The organism is uncultured Psychroserpens sp. (genome assembly GCF_947500255.1).
Classification (GTDB): domain Bacteria; phylum Bacteroidota; class Bacteroidia; order Flavobacteriales; family Flavobacteriaceae; genus Psychroserpens.
This window is the reverse complement of the sequence record NZ_CANMRL010000001.1, coordinates 172,770-191,507: the sequence shown is the minus strand read 5'-3', so window position 1 is coordinate 191,507 and position 18,738 is coordinate 172,770. Positions and strand designations below refer to the sequence as shown.

The 18,738-nt window shown below is 32.6% G+C and carries 18 protein-coding genes and 2 tRNA genes; 6 read left to right on the top strand and 14 right to left on the bottom strand.

From position 1 onward, the window contains the following. Window positions 1-8 precede the first annotated feature (8 nt). Window positions 9-1,106, bottom strand: coding sequence for an acyl-CoA desaturase (locus Q0783_RS00755; protein ID WP_298754950.1), 1,098 nt, complete (start codon window positions 1,104-1,106; stop codon window positions 9-11). Window positions 1,107-1,251: 145 nt separating this feature from the next. Here Q0783_RS00755 and rsmG point away from each other — a divergent pair, with 145 nt between their 5' ends. Further along, the gene (gene rsmG / locus Q0783_RS00750) at window positions 1,252-1,881 is read left to right on the top strand and encodes a 16S rRNA (guanine(527)-N(7))-methyltransferase RsmG (RefSeq protein WP_298892488.1); all 630 of its coding nucleotides are present in this window, start codon (window positions 1,252-1,254) and stop codon (window positions 1,879-1,881) included. Window positions 1,882-1,932: 51 nt separating this feature from the next. On the opposite strand, the gene Q0783_RS00745 is transcribed toward rsmG, so the two are convergent. Both Q0783_RS00745 and Q0783_RS00740 read right to left on the bottom strand, forming a co-directional pair. Beyond that, window positions 1,933-3,609 (bottom strand): DUF6029 family protein, encoded by a 1,677-nt coding sequence (locus tag Q0783_RS00745; protein WP_298892486.1) that lies wholly within the window; start codon window positions 3,607-3,609, stop codon window positions 1,933-1,935. A gap of 25 nt (window positions 3,610-3,634) precedes the next feature. Beyond that, on the bottom strand, window positions 3,635-4,120 hold the full coding sequence (locus tag Q0783_RS00740) for a TlpA disulfide reductase family protein (RefSeq protein WP_298892484.1): 486 nt from the start codon (window positions 4,118-4,120) through the stop codon (window positions 3,635-3,637). A gap of 163 nt (window positions 4,121-4,283) precedes the next feature. Between Q0783_RS00740 and Q0783_RS00735 the strand changes: the two genes are divergently transcribed. After that, complete coding sequence (locus Q0783_RS00735; RefSeq protein ID WP_298892482.1) at window positions 4,284-5,600, top strand: Omp28-related outer membrane protein; 1,317 nt, start codon at window positions 4,284-4,286, stop codon at window positions 5,598-5,600. Window positions 5,601-5,672: 72 nt separating this feature from the next. Here Q0783_RS00735 and rpsU read toward each other — a convergent pair whose 3' ends face one another. From rpsU to Q0783_RS00715, 4 genes are all read right to left on the bottom strand, one after another. After that, window positions 5,673-5,867: a 30S ribosomal protein S21 gene (gene rpsU / locus Q0783_RS00730; protein ID WP_230933958.1), complete on the bottom strand. Its 195-nt coding sequence runs from the start codon at window positions 5,865-5,867 to the stop codon at window positions 5,673-5,675. Between the two features lie 29 nt (window positions 5,868-5,896). Then, window positions 5,897-6,760 (bottom strand): RNA polymerase sigma factor RpoD/SigA, encoded by an 864-nt coding sequence (locus tag Q0783_RS00725; protein WP_230933957.1) that lies wholly within the window; start codon window positions 6,758-6,760, stop codon window positions 5,897-5,899. Between the two features lie 144 nt (window positions 6,761-6,904). Further along, window positions 6,905-9,535, bottom strand: coding sequence for an AsmA family protein (locus Q0783_RS00720; protein WP_298892479.1), 2,631 nt, complete (start codon window positions 9,533-9,535; stop codon window positions 6,905-6,907). A gap of 88 nt (window positions 9,536-9,623) precedes the next feature. Then, window positions 9,624-10,328: a queuosine precursor transporter gene (locus Q0783_RS00715; protein ID WP_298754957.1), complete on the bottom strand. Its 705-nt coding sequence runs from the start codon at window positions 10,326-10,328 to the stop codon at window positions 9,624-9,626. Between the two features lie 71 nt (window positions 10,329-10,399). On the opposite strand from Q0783_RS00715, the gene folK reads away from it, so the two are divergent. Continuing rightward, window positions 10,400-11,530 carry a 2-amino-4-hydroxy-6-hydroxymethyldihydropteridine diphosphokinase gene (gene folK, locus Q0783_RS00710; RefSeq protein WP_298892477.1) on the top strand — a complete coding sequence of 377 codons (1,131 nt, stop codon included), beginning with the start codon at window positions 10,400-10,402 and terminating at the stop codon, window positions 11,528-11,530. Window positions 11,531-11,558: 28 nt separating this feature from the next. Here the strand turns inward: folK and Q0783_RS00705 are convergent, their stop codons facing one another. Then, window positions 11,559-12,215, bottom strand: coding sequence for a methyltransferase domain-containing protein (locus Q0783_RS00705; RefSeq protein WP_298892475.1), 657 nt, complete (start codon window positions 12,213-12,215; stop codon window positions 11,559-11,561). Further along, window positions 12,216-12,755, bottom strand: a complete 540-nt coding sequence (locus Q0783_RS00700) for an RNA methyltransferase (protein WP_298892473.1) — start codon at window positions 12,753-12,755, stop codon at window positions 12,216-12,218. It lies immediately after the preceding gene. Window positions 12,756-12,877: 122 nt separating this feature from the next. Here Q0783_RS00700 and mutS point away from each other — a divergent pair, with 122 nt between their 5' ends. The 3 genes from mutS to Q0783_RS00685 all read left to right on the top strand — a co-directional run bounded on the left by mutS (window position 12,878) and on the right by Q0783_RS00685 (window position 15,769). Then, on the top strand, window positions 12,878-15,490 hold the full coding sequence (gene mutS / locus Q0783_RS00695) for a DNA mismatch repair protein MutS (protein ID WP_298892471.1): 2,613 nt from the start codon (window positions 12,878-12,880) through the stop codon (window positions 15,488-15,490). Between the two features lie 103 nt (window positions 15,491-15,593). After that, window positions 15,594-15,665 (top strand) — tRNA-Gly (locus Q0783_RS00690). Between the two features lie 20 nt (window positions 15,666-15,685). Then, window positions 15,686-15,769 (top strand) — tRNA-Leu (locus Q0783_RS00685). Window positions 15,770-16,126: 357 nt separating this feature from the next. On the opposite strand, the gene Q0783_RS00680 is transcribed toward Q0783_RS00685, so the two are convergent. From Q0783_RS00680 to Q0783_RS00660, 5 genes are all read right to left on the bottom strand, one after another. Next, window positions 16,127-16,618: a hypothetical protein gene (locus Q0783_RS00680; RefSeq protein WP_298892469.1), complete on the bottom strand. Its 492-nt coding sequence runs from the start codon at window positions 16,616-16,618 to the stop codon at window positions 16,127-16,129. Window positions 16,619-16,625: 7 nt separating this feature from the next. Beyond that, complete coding sequence (locus Q0783_RS00675) at window positions 16,626-17,123, bottom strand: DUF6252 family protein (RefSeq protein WP_298892467.1); 498 nt, start codon at window positions 17,121-17,123, stop codon at window positions 16,626-16,628. 175 nt (window positions 17,124-17,298) lie between these two features. After that, window positions 17,299-17,574, bottom strand: a complete 276-nt coding sequence (locus tag Q0783_RS00670) for a hypothetical protein (protein WP_298892465.1) — start codon at window positions 17,572-17,574, stop codon at window positions 17,299-17,301. Further along, complete coding sequence (locus tag Q0783_RS00665) at window positions 17,547-17,897, bottom strand: hypothetical protein (protein WP_298892463.1); 351 nt, start codon at window positions 17,895-17,897, stop codon at window positions 17,547-17,549. Before Q0783_RS00665 ends, Q0783_RS00670 begins: the two co-directional genes overlap by 28 nt. A 398-nt stretch (window positions 17,898-18,295) precedes the next feature. Next, window positions 18,296-18,733 carry an SMI1/KNR4 family protein gene (locus Q0783_RS00660; protein WP_298892459.1) on the bottom strand — a complete coding sequence of 146 codons (438 nt, stop codon included), beginning with the start codon at window positions 18,731-18,733 and terminating at the stop codon, window positions 18,296-18,298. Between the last annotated feature and the right edge of the window lie 5 nt (window positions 18,734-18,738).

Here is an 18,738-nt window from a genome sequence, read left to right as displayed (position 1 = left end):
ATGTCGTTTTAGCTCATTGCTGGCTTCATTCCCATTTGTTTTAAGAATCTGAAATGGGCAACAATTGCTTTTCTGGTGGTTTCGTATTCTTTATATGGTAAATTAAATTCTTTAGCCGTTTCTCTAACTATTTTAGAAATCTTTCCGTAGTGAATATGACTTATATGCGGAAAAATATGATGTTCAACTTGATGATTGAGTCCGCCTGTATACCAGTTGATGATCTTGCTTTTTGCACCAAAATTCACAGTAGTTTTCAATTGGTGGATGGCCCAAGTATTTTTCATAGTCCCATTTTCTTCAGGTAATAACATTTCAGCTTCGTCCATAACGTGTGCTAATTGAAATACAACACTTAGAATAAGACCTGCCACATAATGCATAATAAAGAAACCAAGTAAGATTTTCCACCAAGCAATATCTAGAACAAGCATTGGAACTACTATCCAAATAGACACATAGATGAGTTTTGAAATGACTAGTTTACTCCAATTTACTACTGGGTTTGGTAATTTACCGTAAGATAATTTACGCTTCATGTAACGATACATTTGTTGAAAATCTGTAGTAATGGCCCAATTAATAGTTAATAAACCATAAAGTAAAACAGAATAATAATGCTGAAATTTATGATGTTTATGCCATTTTGCATGCTTGGAGAAACGTAAGATGCGTCCAGCTTCAAGGTCTTCATCATGACCATGGATATTGGTATATGTGTGATGTAAAACATTATGCTGAACTTTCCAGTTATACACATTTCCAGCAAGAATATAAATACTACTTCCCATTAATCGATTAACCCATTCCTTATTTGAATAAGAACCATGATTACCATCATGCATTACATTCATACCAACACCAGCCATGCCAACACCCATTACTACCGTAAGTAATAATTGTAGCCACCCAGGAATGTCAAGTGTTAATATTAAGAAATAAGGTAAAAGGAACATAGTAAACATTACTACTGTTTTTAACCAAATCTTCCAATTTCCAGTACGTTTTATATTATTCTCTTTAAAATAATTATTCACACGTTTATTGAGTGTTCTAAAGAATTTTGCTGAGTCTGTTCTTGAGAAAGAGAGTGCTTGCTTTGTCATTGAATTGCCATTTTTCAATTGTAACGTAAAAAAGTACGTTTTAATATTTAAGGAGCAAAGATATGTAATAAATGCTCCCATATTACCAAATAAATGCTAAAAATATCCACATAAAAATGTATACTTTTGTGTAAATTTTAAATTAATGAAGCTTATACAAGAGTATTTTCCAGATTTGAGTGACCATCAAATCCTTCAATTTCAACAATTAGAAGATCTTTATAAAGAGTGGAATTTAAAAATCAACGTTGTTTCTCGAAAAGATATAGATGAGTTGTATTTACGACATGTATTACATTCACTTGCGATTGCAAAAGTATTACGTTTTCTTCCTGGTTCGGCTATTTTAGATGTTGGGACAGGAGGTGGTTTTCCGGGTATACCTTTGGCTATTTTGCATCCAGAATCTCAATTTCATTTAGTTGATAGTATAGCTAAAAAATTAAAAGTAGTGGATGACGTTGCAGAACATATAGGTCTTACAAATATAAGAACAACTCATAGTAGAGTGGAGGCTATTGATGAACAGTTTGATTTTATTGTAAGTAGAGCAGTAACAGCGATGCCAGCTTTTGTAAAATGGGTTAAAGGAAAGATTACAAAAGAACAACGTCATGATTTAAAAAATGGAATCTTGTATTTGAAAGGTGGTGACCTCTCGGAAGAATTGAAACCTTATAAGACAGCAACTATATACAACTTAAACGACTATTTTAAAGAAGCGTTTTTTGAGACCAAAAAAGTGGTGCATTTACCACTTAAATATCGCGGATAAAAAAGCACCATTAACCAATGGCACTTTTTTGTTTATATAAATTACTTAGTGTTAGAAAGAAGTCGATACACTTAATGAAAATCCTGTGTTTTCTGGTACAAATCGACAAATACCTCCAACACACACTAAGCCACCACGTTGTCTTCCATAGCTAGCCATAACTCGTGTAGCTCCCTTAGTGAAACTTCCACCAAATGTATAATAATGTATTTGACGATCTTCGTCTGGATTACCATAGTTCCAAATATCGGTTGCAAAAACACTCAGTCTACTACTAAAGTTATATTCTAATGTTCCGCCAGCCCAGTTTTTAGCTCTTTCACTTGTCTCATCATCTGAAAATAAATGTGATACTTCTGCTCGAACAGATTTCCCGTTGCCTAATTTTCGAGTGACCTCACCAACTATTGCTGTAGCATTTACTTCACCAATTCTATCTTCTACAAAACGTGCATTGTAAAACGTGTTGACTATAGATACTATTGAAGACCATTTTGGAGACCATTTTTTCTTTATATCTAAACTAAATTCTTCAAAGTACTTTTCACCAAAACCAAAGAATTCTGTGTCTTCATATGTTCTGTCGTTTATATTGAAGTTGCCTTTTAAACCAGACCATGTAGCGTAGTTAAATGCTAGTTTTGTTCCGTATTTACCACCAAGGGTTGTTCCTTTTTTTATGTTGTAGAAAATATCAACTTGACCTCCAATTTCACCAGATTTAAATATAGGGTTAAAGGTTAATCGAGGTTGTGATTGATAAACAAAAATATTAGTTAATCCATAATCATGTTGCTTTGTTAATGCTGGAATGAAGTTGAGATAGTTTTGATTAAATACGTTTGCAGATTCATCTCTTTCAGAGAAAAAGGCCATGTTTTCCATACGTCTGAAGGTAGCATCAATACCTAAACCAGATTTAGCATATCCAAAATTAAATAACCACGCACTACCGTCAAAATATCTGTCTTCAATAATATTACCTAATTCAGAATAAACATCCTCTCCTTTTTTAACATATTCAATTGATGAATAGATGTTTCCTTCAGTAAAATCTAATCGTGCGGAGAAAGCGTTAGTTAACGATTCGAAATTTGGGTTGTCGACGTCTAGATCTTCGTCTCTACCTACATAACTCAACCCTAGATCTAAACCTGTTGTTTCAAGTTTAAATAACGACGATAAACCAATTTCGGCATTAAAGCCATAAATAGAACCATCGGAAACTTCAAAGCCATCTCGCTGTCTACCATATAGAGATGAAAACTCTAAAGCATTAGTTGGTCTATATTTTACGTTAGCGCCTCTTATAGAGTTATTTATTCCTAACTGTCTGTCTTCCCATGAGCGCAGTATAAGTCCGCTCCCAAATTGCTCATAGAAATGTCCAAGAGTTGCTTCAAATTTTGAGGATTTATAACCTACTGCGAAGGTTCCAACATCTGTGCCTTTATATTTTGGATAAAAGTTTAATATCGCATTAGGTTCATAAGATTCAACTTGAATATGAGCAAACCAATTTTTGTAATCGTAATTTAATCTTAAGTAGTTATTAGATCTAAACGGGTCGTCTTCTTCAAAATCTCCTGTTTTTGAGTCGTCGACATAATATTGGGAATTAGATTCTATCCCTCCGCTTAATTTTCCATAATCTTTTTTATCATCTTCTTGTGAAAACATAAAAAAGGGAGCGCATAGCAAAGTTGCTATTAGTTTGTAGCGATTCATTTAGTTGTGGGTGTTGATTAGTGATTTATTTAGAAAACTCTTTGATTTTTTCGTAAAGTTCATCTTCACTACCAGGTGTATATCCTGAATGCCTGTAGAGAATTTTATTGTTTTTAACCAATAATGTTAAAGGGATCGTTGGCGCATTTAATTTTCTTTTCAAGTCACTATTTGTATCCAAAAGGATATCAAATTCCCAGCCTTTTCCACTCACTAAGGGCTTAACTCGTTTTACAGTTCTTGAATCATCTACAGAAACAGCATATAATTTCACATTAGTTTCTTCTACCCAATCTTCATAAACGTCATTGATGGCATCTAATTCATTTTTACAAGGTACACACCATGTCGCCCATAAAGACACAATAACAAGTTGATCATTACTAGAAATGTCTTCAAGATTTATGTTGGCTCCCTTGAGGGTTTCGATTTGCATTTTTGGTAAAACATCTTGACCAAATACAGTTGTAGAAATTGTTAAAGTAAGCAATAGGGTAATTAGGGTTCTCATCTTAAGATATTTAGATTTAATTTGGGCAAAGTTAATTTTTTTTAAAAAATACAATCATTAATATCTGTTTTTTTACAAACTATATGCCAATTTCATAAAAAATGATGAAATATATTTTTATATTCGCAAATCTTAAAATTTTAACATTTAACCACAAATTATTATGAAAATCAAAAATTTCACTAAAATTTTCCTTTTCGTGGCAGTAACTGCATTATTCTCGTGTAGTTCATCTGAAGACGGAAATGGAGATGGTAATGGTAATGGAAATGGAGGTCCCAATTCTATAACTGTCAATGCAAGTTCATTTTTTGTTGATTATGGTCAATCGGTAACGTTTACTGTATCTACTAACGAAGGTGATGACGTGACGTCAGAATCTACTGTCTATGTTAATGGTAGTCCTATAACTGGCAATACTTACAGTGCTACTGAAACAGGATCGTATGCTGTTACAGCTAAGTACGAGGATTTTACAAGTTCGGCAATTACTGTTCAGTTTTTAGCAGTTGTAGAATCTATAGCTATGACAGTAAATAATACAGCACTCAATTTAGGAGATAGAATTGAATACACAGTTATGGCGACAGATACTCAAGGAAATGAAGTAAATGTAACTGATGTGGCTACTATTTATATTAATGATCAACAATCTGTAACAGGAGGTGTTTATATCCCAGATACAACGGGAGATTATAATGCTTATGCAACTTATGAAGCGTTTACTACAGAAACTCTAGCTGTAAGCGTTGCAGATAATGCTGTAACTCCAGCAAGTTATAATAGAAGAGCTTTAATAGAGGACTATACAGGTGACTGGTGTGGATATTGTACAAGAGTATCAGTAGCTATCGAAATGGTTCAAGATGCAAGTGATGATGTGGTTGTAGTTGCTACACATTTATTTAATGGCGACCCATATCAAAATCAATATGGTGTTGAAATGTCTAACTATTTAGGAATAACAGGTTTGCCTACAGCATATGTAAATAGACAAGAAGAGTGGAATTTCCCTGAAACTAATAATGTTAATCAAGTAACAAGCAAAGCTGAAGGTACTGTTGGAAGTGGTTTAGCTATAAACTCTACAATTAAAGGAAACAACCTTTCATTTATGGTAAGTGTTGGATTTAGTGAAAATCTTAACGGATCAAAATTAGTTGTCTTTTTATTGGAAAATGGTTTAGTATTAAGTCAAGCCAATTATTATCCAGAGTATTATGGAGGTCAAAACCCAATTCCTAATTTTGTTCATAATCATGTATTACGTCACTCATTTACAAATGTATTAGGAGATGTTATTCCAGCAGGTGAAGCTGTAGCTAATAATACGTATAGAACTAAGTTTGATTATACAGTTCCTACAGGAACAATTGGTAATCCAGGAAACTTGGAGATCGTAGCAATGTTAGTTAATTCTAGTAATGCTATTATAAATGTTAATAAGACGAGTGCAAGTTCTCATGCTGCATTTGATTAAATTTAAATATATAACATAAAAAAAAGCCTTTCCATTGGAAAGGCTTTTTTTTATGTTAAGGTGAAATGTCTACTAAATATCTTCTTGATTTCTTAAATCTTGAATGTAGCTAGCTTTTTGAATTTCACGTCTTCTTTTTACTGATGGCTTAGTGAAAAATTGATTTTCACGAATGTTTTGCATCGTTTTTACGTTACGGTGTTTTCTTTTGTAACGCTTTAAAGCACGTTCTATGCTTTCTCCTTCTTTTACTAAAATTTTAATCATTGTAATACTTGTGGTTATCTATTTTAGGGCTATCCTAAATACGTTTTTAATATTTTACTTTTAGAATCTTGACGTAATCGTTTAATTCCTTTTTCTCTAATTTGTCTTACACGTTCTCTAGTTAAATCAAATGTTGCTCCAATTTCATCTAATGTCATTGGTGGCTCATTACTTAAACCAAAATTTAAGCGAATAACATCACTCTCTTTTTGCGATAGCGTGTCTAATGCTCTATTTATTTCAACATTAAGAGATTCTTTCATCAAATCTCTATCAGGATTTGGTGATTCACCAGATTTAACAACATCATATAAACTTGATGTTTCACCTTCTTTTAAAGGTGCATCCATTGATAAATGCCTTCCAGAATTTTTCAAAGACTGTTTCACTTCAGTAACAGTCATATCTAATTCGTGTGCTATTTCCTCGGCACTAGGAGGCCTTTCATGTGTTTGCTCCAAGAAAGAATAGGTCTTATTGATTTTATTTATTGAACCAATTTTGTTCAAAGGTAATCTAACTATTCGAGATTGTTCTGCTAAAGCTTGTAAAATTGCTTGTCGAATCCACCAAACTGCATAAGAAATAAATTTAAAGCCTCTAGTCTCATCAAAACGCTTAGCAGCTTTAACTAAACCTGCATTTCCTTCATTAATTAAATCTGGGAGCGTAAGCCCTTGGTTTTGATATTGTTTTGCAACAGAAACTACGAAACGTAAGTTAGCTGTCGTGAGTTTGTCTAAAGCCAATTGATCACCTTCTCGGATACGCTGAGCAAGTTCAACTTCTTCTTCAGCAGTAATCATAGGTAGCTTACTGATGTCTTGTAGGTATTTGTCTAAGGATTTAGATTCACGGTTGGTAACTTGTTTAGTGATTTTTAATTGCCTCATGTATAAATGTGTATTTTAAAAAGTTTGCAAGAGTACAACATAACTTTTAAATTGACAAAAGCAAATAATTATGCATTTCTTTACAAAAAAGACTTAAATTTTGTTGATTTTTAGTTTTTTTTTAACGCTTTTTACTGAAAGACGTTAGTTTTTAGTCGAATCCTTCTTTTTCTTTCTCTTTTTTAATAGCCCACCAAGTAAATCTTTAACACCTTCTTTTAATGGATCTGCCTTTTTAGTAGTGTCGGTTTTTACGATTGTTGAATCTTTGTTAGTTTCCTTTTTTGAACCTATGAGTCCACCTAAAAGATCATTGATTTTATCTTTGCCTTGATTTAAAAGTTTTTCCTTCTGAATTTCAACTAATTTCTTTGTCAAATTTGATACACCGCTACTTAAATCTGTTTGTACTTGCGGACTAGTATAGCTACCAGTTATATTTGCTGTTACTGGAATTGTGAGTTTATTTACTTCGGCATCATTAATTTTACCAAGCAATTGATTAACATCACTTCCTAAATATTTAGCAGGCACATCAAATACCACATCATAGTTTAAGTTTTTATCAAAGCTGTGTGTTCCAGATACAACAATATCTATATCCTCATATTTTAGGCTGAATGGTTTTACGCTCACTAGACCATCAGAAAAGTCAAGCTTCGTTTTCAAGGCTTTTAAATCGAGTTTATTGAAATCAATAAACTTTAAAGCATTACTAAGTTTACCTATTATTGCTTCATTTTGAGTGATGTTTGTAGTGAAAACTTCAGCAAAGGCATCTCCTGAAATGGTGTTTAGATTCGGTGTAAATTCATTATTAAGTGTGCCTTGTAGTTTGATTACGGTGTTGAGTTTTCCTTGTAATACTTTAGCAATAGGAGCTAAGTTTTGTAATAGTTCTAGGCCTTTGAACGATTGAGAAATATCAAAATCTTCGGCGCCTAAATTAAGATCAAAAACTGGGGTGTCGGTTTTTGTTGATACACGACCAGTTAACGCCAAAACACCATTGAATATATTTGAGGTCAAATTATTTAATTTAGCTTCTTGATCTTTAATTAATAAGGTGCCAGTTACATCCTTTAATGTGAGATTGTCATAGACCACTGTTTTTGCATTAGCATTAATTGTACAATCTAAAAAATCTGGAATTTTCAACGATTCACTATCCGATGTTGTCTTATTAGAGTTTTCAGTAGCAGACTCATCTTCAATCATAAAGTCACTAACCACAAAATTATTGGAGTCGACATTGAAATTTCCTTGTAATTTTTTGTCGCTTAGTAAAAAACCTAGTAAGTTTTTAATAGTTCCGGTAGCTCTAAAATCACTGGTGCCTGTTTTTGCATCAAAACTATTTAATGAAACATGCCCTGGATTAAAGGTCATATCTGCTTTGTTAATTTGTATTGGATTAACTATATCTTCTGAAGAAAAAATGAAATCACTAATGCTAGCACTTCCGGCAGTTTTAATGCGCTGATAAGCATTAGTTTCTATAGCATTCATATCAAAAGATGTATTGAGTTTTCCTTTTAAAATTCCACTGAGCTGTTTGTCTAATTCGATAGGGTAGGCTTTGGTTAAATTGGCGAGATTTAACGTGCCATCAATATTAGCGTTAACCAATATGTTTTCTGTAAGGTTTCGTATTTGAGCACTAGATTTAAAGCTGTCGTTATCAATTTTAAAATTCAGTTTTTTAATATCTACATAGGTGTCATCAGAATTTCCCGTGGTATTCTTTATTGCTGTATTTATGGTGATATTATTAACCCGTTTAGGTAAATCGGGATATTTAAATGAAGCATTATTAGATGAAATATTAATATCTAATTTTGGGATGGTGGTTTCTGTTACTTTTCCTTTGATGATACCATTCACTTTAAAATCACCTGAAGTTTCAACATTGTCAATATTTTTTGAATAGGCTTCGGGAATTACAGCAAGAAAATCTTTAAAAGATGATTCTGGATTTTCAAATGTGATATCAATATCTTGACCATCTTCCAATTGTTGAAAGTAACCACTAAACACTAATGGCAATTGATTGATAAAGCCTTTGTTTTCCATAAAGGTATACTTTTGATCTTTTAAATTCATTCCAATAAGAGCATCTAACTTTATTGTATTTTGATTTAAGTATTGCGTACTATCAATACTCATACTTACAGTGGCTGCCGTTTGTGTATCTAATTGCGATTTTTCTTCCGAAAATGTACCGTTACCAGAATGGTTTAATTCTGAAATGTAAATTTGTGTATTAGATTTTTCATCTAAATAAGTAAATGCACTGTTATTGATTTTGTAATCTTCGATATCAAAAGCAAATCCGCTTGACGAATCTACAGTTGTTTGTGCGTTTTCCTTTTCTTTGGTAATATCATAATTATTATTTCCCAGAGGATCAGTTTTTAAGGTCAATAAGGCTTCATCTATAGCTATAGAATTTACAACAATAGGATCTTCACTCGCACTTTTAAACAATTCTTTTACAGACATTGTAAAGGCGATGTTTTTTGCCGTAGCAAAGGTTTCTCCTTCAAAAGGTTTATAATTGGTAATCACCAAATCGTCTACAGTGACATGAGCTTGTGGAAAGCTGCGAATAAAACTTAAGCTAACATCACTAAATTCAACCTTAGCATTAAGGTTTTCATTAATAAAGTTTTTTACCATGTCTTTTATTTGACCTTGAAACGCAAACGGTATGGCGATCAATAAGAAAAATATAATGAGTAGAGTAATTCCTGTAATCTTTAGAGCTTTCTTCATGTGATTGTTTTGTAACCTATATACGTACAGAATATAGTTTAAGTCTTGCTAATGCAAAAGTTTAATAAAATTTTAACCCAATAGGCATTTAAATGAGATCAATTTCTTCATTTATTTTTAAGTTGAAACGTCTTCTAAATAGATAAACACCAAGATATAAAAATGGAGTGTCAAATAATGCAACTAATACTTTAAATAGAAATCCAGCAACCAATAAACCACTAAATCGTTCCCAGGCAATAATATCAAAAGAGCATAGTAATAATAATATGGTTAGTGTGTCTACAAATTGAGAGAGCCATGTAGAAAAGTTATTACGCAACCATAAGTGCTTTCCTTTAGTGAGTCGTTTCCAGAAATGATAGATTTGAATATCGACAAATTGTGCTAATAAATATGCCATCATACTAGCAAACACAGCAATTGCAGTACTCCCAAAAACAGTAGAGAACATTTTGTTTCCAACAGGAGACCAAGATGTTGCTGGAACACTATTAGAGACGTAAACAATGAGTAATGAAAAAGCCGATGCAAAAATACCTGCAACAACGACTTGGTTGGCACGTTTCTTTCCGTAGATTTCGCTAATTAAATCGGTAATTAAAAATGTGATCGGATAGGGGAGTATCCCAACTGAGATTTCAAAAAGCTTAGATCCAAAAATTTCGACATCAACAGGATACCAATAAAAAAACTTTTGAAAAATAAGATTCGAAACCACTAACGATGTGATAAAAAGCGCAGCTAAAAACAAATAAATACGTTGCGCAACTAGTTTGTCTTTTAAGGTCATAAATTGTGAATAAAAACTTACTGTAAATATACGTCAAAGTGATTTTCTTTTCATTATTTTGACAACTCAATATGAATTCTACTAACCACGTTTACATCGCTCTCGGGAGTAATAAAGGCGACAGATTAAAATATCTGCAAGATGCTGTGAATTTAATTTTTACTGAAATAGGTAAAGTTAATAGCATTGCAAAGGTGTATAACACACCTGCGCTTGGTTTTGCAGGAGACGATTTTTTAAATACATGTATTTGTATTGAAACTACTGATACTGCCGAAAATGTTTTGGAAAAGCTGCAGGTAATAGAAAAGAAACTAGGTCGTGACAAAATACAATCAGGCACCTATGAGTCTAGAACAATTGATTTAGATATTTTGTTTTTTAATACTGAAATTTATAATCAAGATGACTTGGTTATTCCGCATCCTGAACTTCAAAATAGACAGTTTGTATTGCAACCTCTTAAGGATATTGCGTCAAAAATAGAACATCCCAAACTAAAGAAAACTACTGAAGAATTGGTGCTTGAATGTGACGATAAAAGCTCAGTTGAAGCCATAAAAATTTGGTTAAAGAACCCATCAAAGCAATTTAATTTTTCGAGTTACAATTACATAGCTATAGAAGGAAATATAGGTGCTGGAAAAACAAGTTTGGCTCATCAGATTTCTAATGATTTTAATGCTAAATTAATTTTAGAACGTTTTGCTGATAACCCGTTCTTGCCTAAATTTTACGAAGAGCCACAACGTTATGCTTTTACACTAGAAATGTCGTTTTTAGCAGATCGTTACCAACAAATAAGTGACGATTTATCTCAATTAGACTTGTTTAAGGACTTTATAGTAAGTGATTATGACATTTATAAGTCACTAATCTTTTCTAAGATTACCTTGCCAGAAGACGAATTCAAGTTATACAGAAAGCTATTTTACCTAATGTACAAAGACATTGCAAAACCAGAGTTGTATGTGTATTTGTATCAAAACACAGAGCGATTACAGGAAAATATAAAAAAACGTGGGCGAGATTATGAGCAGAATATTGATGATGAATACTTGGAAAAAATCAATTCAGGCTATCTAGACTTTTTAAAAAAACAAACAGAACTGAATGTGAAAATTATTGATATTTCAGATAAAGATTTTGTAAATAACCGAAACGACTATTTATGGTTGTTGGGAGAGATTTGTCGAGAGTGATTTAGGTACTTTAGACTTGATTAAGAATCTATGTAATGAATAGAGTTGTTGTAATTTGACCCTTGTTACCATCTAAAACAATGTTGTCTATAAGAGACTGCTGATTAATTTTTAAATTGAAAGGGGCTTTTAGCAAGTCAACACCACTATCATATTTTAGTCTAATACCCTGTCCTGAAATAATGTCCTTATTTGGCGTGAATGTTCCTGTTGGTATGTGTTCAGTTAAAATGATGTATTTATAATGCTTTAATTTTTTAGTTATGCTTTGAATTTCTGCGTTTGACAAATGCTGAAATACTTGTCGTATTATGATACAATCTGCAAATGGAAGTTTGTCTTTTGCAGCATCTAAGCAATAAAACTCAAGATGATCTTTTTTAAACTTAGTTTTGTTTCTTTCTATAAGATTTTCAACAATATCAATAGCAATATATGTATTGGTGTACTTGGTTAAGTGTTTTCCTATATTGAAATCGCCACAACCTAAATCACAAACGGTCAAAGAATTGTTATGCGACTTTAAAAAAGATCTTACTGCTTCAATATAGGAGCTCAAAATTTCTTGATCATGAGACCCTTCTCCAGAATAAAAATCAACATCTTTTCCGCCCCAAAGGTGTTGTTCATAAACCTGATTCATAACATCTTTTGTAGGCCAAGCTATTTTGGGTTTTTTTCGCAACTACTTTAAGCTTTTAGTTAGTTTATTGAACACATCCCAAACCACAACACCACAGCTTACAGAGATGTTTAGAGAATGCTTAGTGCCAAACTGTGGAATTTCTATAACCATATCACTGGCATTAACAACCTCTTGAGAGACTCCTTTTACTTCGTTTCCAAACACAAGTGCGTAGGTTTGATTTTCTTTAGGTTTAAACTCATTAAGCATAGTCGCCTGATCTGCTTGTTCAATAGAGATCACCTTAACGTTCTCAGATTTTAGTTTTTTGACGATGTCTAAAGTGTTTTCAATATATTCCCAATTTACAGTTTCAGTACTTCCTAAAGCCGTCTTTCTGATATCATTATGAGGAGGCGTAGCTGTAATTCCGCAGAGGTAAATTTTTTCAACTAAAAAGGCATCACTAGTACGAAACACAGAGCCAATGTTGTTTAAACTCCTAATATTATCGAGAATAATGATGAGTGGTGTTTTTTTTGCTTCTTTAAATTCATCAACATTTAATCGGTCAAGTTCGCTATTTTTTAGTTTTCGCATGTTAAAATCTTACGTTTTTTGTAAATAACTTCTGGTTATTCAGCTTTATAAAACTTCAAATTATAAGTACTTTAGCAGTCTTACAGTTTTGACAAAAGTACTATTTAAAAAATATAAAACCATTGGCTAAAAAAGCAAAAAAAGAAACACCGTTAATGAAGCAATATAATACCATCAAGGCAAAATATCCTGATGCGTTGTTATTGTTTCGAGTAGGGGATTTTTATGAAACCTTTGGTCAAGATGCCGTAAGAGCCTCTAAAATTTTAGATATCATTCTTACTAAACGAGGCGCTGGTAGTGAAACCGAAACCGAATTGGCTGGTTTTCCTCACCACTCATTAAACACCTATTTGCCTAAATTGGTTAAAGCTGGTGAACGCGTTGCTATTTGTGATCAGCTCGAAGACCCTAAACAAACCAAAACGATTGTGAAACGTGGAGTTACTGAATTAGTAACACCAGGAGTTGCACTTAATGATGATATCCTACACTCTAAGTCCAACAACTTTTTAGCGGCTGTTTTCTTCGGAATAAAAGCTGTAGGTATCTCATTTCTAGATGTGTCTACTGGCGAATTTTTCATCTCCCAAGGAAATGAAGAATATGTTGACAAGCTCCTTCAAAACTTTAGACCTAGCGAGGTATTGGTGTCAAAACCAAACCGAAAAAAATATAATGAAGCTTTTGGCCATGACTTTCATGCCTTTTATCTCGAAGATTGGGTGTTTCAGGATGATTATGCTAATGAAACCTTACTGAAACATTTCAACACAAAATCATTAAAGGGTTTTGGAATTGATGATTTATATGAAGGTATTGTAGCCTCTGGAGCTGTCTTACATTATTTAGGAGAGACTCAACATCATAAATTGCAGCATATCACAACGATCCAACGCTTGGCAAAAGGAGAGCATGTTTGGATGGATCGATTTACGATTAAAAATTTAGAGCTATACCATTCTACTAATCAGAATGCCGTGACTCTTGTTGATGTAATTGATAAGACCATCTCTCCAATGGGAGGTCGATTACTCAAACGATGGTTGGCATTACCTCTTGTGAATAAGGATGGTATTAATCAGCGTCATGATGTTGTTGAGTTTATAAAAAACGATTCGGAATTGCTGCAAAAGTTACAACATCAATTAAAGCAAATTGGTGATATTGAGCGTCTTATATCAAAAGTAGCAACTGCAAAAATTACACCTCGGGAAGTTGTTCAGCTTAAAAATGCTTTAGAAGCTATCGTGCCTATTCAAGCTTTAGCTGTTCAAGCAGACAATAAAGCCTTACAGCATTTAGGTGAGCAAATGGATACTTGTGATGAACTTCGAGAGCGTATTAAGGCAACTCTAAACGAAGAAGCGCCTGTTAATATCTTAAAAGGAAATACAATTTCTTCTGATTTTTCTTCTGAACTCAAAGAACTCCGAGATCTTTCGGCTTCAGGCAAAGATTACCTCGACAAAATGCTGGAGCGTGAAAGCGAACGTACCGGAATTACCTCACTCAAAATAGCATCTAATAATGTATTTGGGTATTATATAGAAGTGCGTCATACGCATAAGGATAAGGTTCCAGAAGAATGGATAAGAAAGCAAACACTGGTAAGCGCAGAACGTTATATTACTGAAGAACTCAAAGAATACGAAACAAAAATTCTAGGTGCTGAAGAACGTATTTTGGCTATAGAACAGCAATTGTTTTCAGAACTAGTGCATTGGATTGGACAGTTTATTAAACCGGTTCAAAAAAACTCAGCATTAATTGCACAATTAGATTGTCTTAGTGGTTTTGCACAATTAGCGACCGAAAATAATTATACGAGACCAATACTTACTGAGGGTTATGAATTAGACATCAAAAATGGAAGACATCCTGTGATTGAAAAACAATTGCCACATGGAGAACCTTACATTGCAAATGATGTTTATCTTGATAGGGAACAACAGCAAATTATAATGATTACTGGCCCAAATATGTCGGGTAAATCGGCAATTCTACGCCAGACAGCATTAATTGTATTACTAGCACAAATGGGAAGTTTTGTTCCTGCGGAAATAGCTAAAATTGGGCTAACCGATAAGATTTTCACAAGAGTAGGTGCGAGTGATAATATCTCGATGGGCGAATCAACGTTTATGGTTGAAATGAATGAGACGGCATCGATTTTAAATAATATTTCAGATAGAAGTTTAGTCTTATTAGATGAAATTGGACGTGGCACAAGCACCTATGATGGAATCTCTATTGCTTGGGCCATTAGTGAATACTTACATGAACATCCTACTAAAGCAAAGACCTTATTTGCAACGCATTATCATGAGCTCAATGAAATGTCTGAAACTTTCGAGCGTATTAAAAATTTTAATGTTGCTGTAAAGGAATTAAAAGATAACGTGTTGTTTTTAAGAAAACTAGTTGAAGGCGGTAGTGAGCATAGTTTTGGAATTCACGTAGCGAAGATGGCAGGTATGCCACAACAGGTAATACATCGCGCAAATAAGATATTAAAGCAACTAGAAAAATCGCATTCTAGTGAAGAATTGACTGATAAGGTAAAAACCTTGGATAATGAGATGCAATTGAGTTTCTTTAATCTAGATGACCCCTTGTTGGAACAAATTAAAGAAGAGATTGTCAATACAGATATAGATACCTTAACACCAGTTGAGGCATTAATGAAACTCAATGAAATTAAACGTATGTTATTGAAAAAGAAGCGCGCATAAAAAAAGTGTATTTTTTTTATTAAAAGGCTTTGCATTTCTAAGAAAAGTCTTAAATTTGCGCTCGCAATTACTACAAAACGTTCATTAAAATAATTGCTATAATGCGAAAGTAGCTCAGGGGTAGAGCATCACCTTGCCAAGGTGAGGGTCGCGGGTTCAAATCCCGTCTTTCGCTCTAAACCTAAAATATACCAAGCTGAAGTGGTGGAATTGGTAGACACGTTGGACTTAAAATCCAATGTCCATTAGGACGTACGGGTTCAAGTCCCGTCTTCAGTACAGATGAAAAGCCGAAACGAAAGTTTCGGCTTTTTTGTTTTATATAGGAAGTATTGTTCTTTTTATAAACACTATTGAATTATAGGGTTTTCACACTAAATCATGTATTAGGATTCAATTGTTTTGGTATTTAGTCTTTTAAATATATCAGTTTACTTTCTTTGTACATCTGAACTTACCGATAAAAATAAGATCATATACACTAACAATAAGGCAAATTTTCTCATGATATTGTTTTTTTTAAATATATCTTTTTTAATTATGGGCAAACATAAAATTCATAAGTGTAACAAAAGCCTTTAGACAACTGCAAAGGCTCTGGCTTTTATTCTAAAGAATTTTCTAGGCTTTGGAAAACTACCCTCCATTTGCCATTCGTTTCTCATCCAGCTTTTTAAAGTAGGCACCCATAAATTTATTCCAACTTATTGGTGCTGTTTTACTCTTGTATTGTTTTTCTGTAACTCGATCATAGACCAAAAAGTACTTCCATTCTGAACTACTTTGGCCAGTTTTGGTCAAATGCTGAATGTCGGCTGTATTATCAGATAAAAAAACATATCTATATTTCTCTTTATCACTATATGCCATGGTCTCTAATTCATCATATAAAATGATCTTATACGGACCTGTATAAGATTCTTTTGCACGTTTGTTGACGTATTTTTTATACCATAAATTAGAATCAGCATCTTCAATAAGTAAAAGAACGGTTCCATCTTTTCCAAACTCTGGAGGAATAGCACCTTGTTCTACAGTTAAATATTTATTTGCGGCACTATTAATGCCCAAACCGCAAGACATGCATAGTAAGAATAATGGTATTATTGTATAGGCAAACTTTTTCATTAGATTATTAATTTATTGAAAATGGAATATTATTGAAGACACCATTAGTTAAGGTTTGGTCATCAACAGTATTTCCGTCAGAAACAACACCACTAAAGGTTCCTGAAATAGTATTGTCTTCAAAATTAATAGAGGTAATCGTGATTTGGCAACCGTTGGTTCCTCCATAAACTGATTGTGTGTTTTGATAGAAAATCGTGGTATCGTCGGTTCCATTCCAATTATAGGTCATTCCAGCTTCTAGTACTGGTGACAAAGACTCATTAAAATCACCAATTCTTAACTGAAGGCCTTCGGTACCGTCTGAATTTGCACTATCGAGTTCAAAATATTTATTATCGTTACCCATGGCAGCCATGATAGCAGATGCCGTGTACTGCGTTCCATTAACATTAATGGTTAGTTGTTCTTGTGTAGAGGGAGGATTTGAACTATCATCACTACTACAATTAACAAGTACTAGGCTAAAACAAATTACGGTTAAGATTTGGAATAGGTTTTTCATTGTTTTGGAGTTGTTCAAATTAATATGCAAATTTAATTAACAATTTAATGTGTAGAAATTTTTCTACAACAAATTTTAATTCTATTAACAGCAAAAGTCTTTAATGTTATTATATAAACCTTCTTAATTTAATTGAGAGGAGTTTAATTATCACATCCAATCAAACATTTCATAATTACTCCTCTTCCCATATGATATTGTCATCAGGAGAGCAATAACCAAATATTCTATTCTCAATTTCAATTATTACCTCTTCTTGGTATTCTTCTAAATTGTTATTTTGAACATAGTCAAACAGCAATTCTAAAATCTCAGGTTTTGTAAAATTACTTTTATACTTTTCTAACAAAATTTTGAATTCATCATACAATGTGTAATAATTATCTACAGTTACTTTGGTTAAAAAAGATTTTATTTTGTTATTTAGTTCGATGTTTTTACTTCCTCCCATAATGGTTGAGTATTTCTAATATTTTTTTGATATTGTTCCACTGTCATTTCTGCTTTTGGCTCTTCATTTTTTTCTGATTTTTGAGGTTTCTCTCCATACAACTCTAAAATTGTTCGTGTAAATTCTTCAGCACTTTTCAGAACTTCTTTAGTTGTAGTAAAGTTATCAATATCTGGTCCTTTTTTTATTAAATCTACTTGATTCATACTTTCTGGATACAATTGAAAGAAAGGAACTTTTCTTCCCCAACTAAAAAATGTATCTCCATCTTGTTTGTGAAACTCAGGGTAATCTTTAGTCGTTCCAAAGCCTTCTTCTCCCAAGAAATTTATTGGATGAGTATGAATCGTACCTATAACTACTAAATTCTCTTTTCCTTCATATATTATAACATTCTTACTCCTGTTCTATCAATTAAATTATTTAAAAACTTACGATTAAAACTTTAAATATTGTATTATTATGATTATAAAATATCTAAGCCAAACTTATGACTCTTAAAAAACTAAGAAAGTTTTCATTTATAATATTGACACTGTGTTTTAGTATCTATTTCATAGGTAATATTTTACCCAATTTAATAGGTGTACCTCTAGCTTTTTACCATTCATATAAAATTGAACAAGAGATAAAAGGTCATAACAATAAAATATATGAGACTCAACCTGAAACAGCAATTGACTCAAGTTTGCAACAAAAAAAGAACTAATCTTTAGTTTTGTTACGAGAAATCTCCATCGTTTTGCATATTTTCATAGTAATCTTTTAAGAAGCTCTCAAAATTACTATACTTAATAGTTGGATGCATATCACCTTCAGTATAATAATATATTTCAGAGTTATCTTTAGAGGTATCAAAAAAAGCAAATATATATCCTTGATGGCTATAAAACACATAATGCTCCTGTTCTAACTTAAAATCGCTACCATCCTCTTCTAATAAATCAGTTGCATATTCTCGTAATTCAAAAATTCTATCATAAAAACAATCTTCACCTCTCATAAAATCACCTGCATCATATCCCATTTCGCTTAGGAAAATTTTATACTCTTTAGGTAATTGAACATTATAAAATTGTTCTATTTTTTTTATTTGACAAGAATTTAACCCCTTTAAATTAGATACGTTCTTTTTTATTATTTCTATTATTTTGTTCATAATCT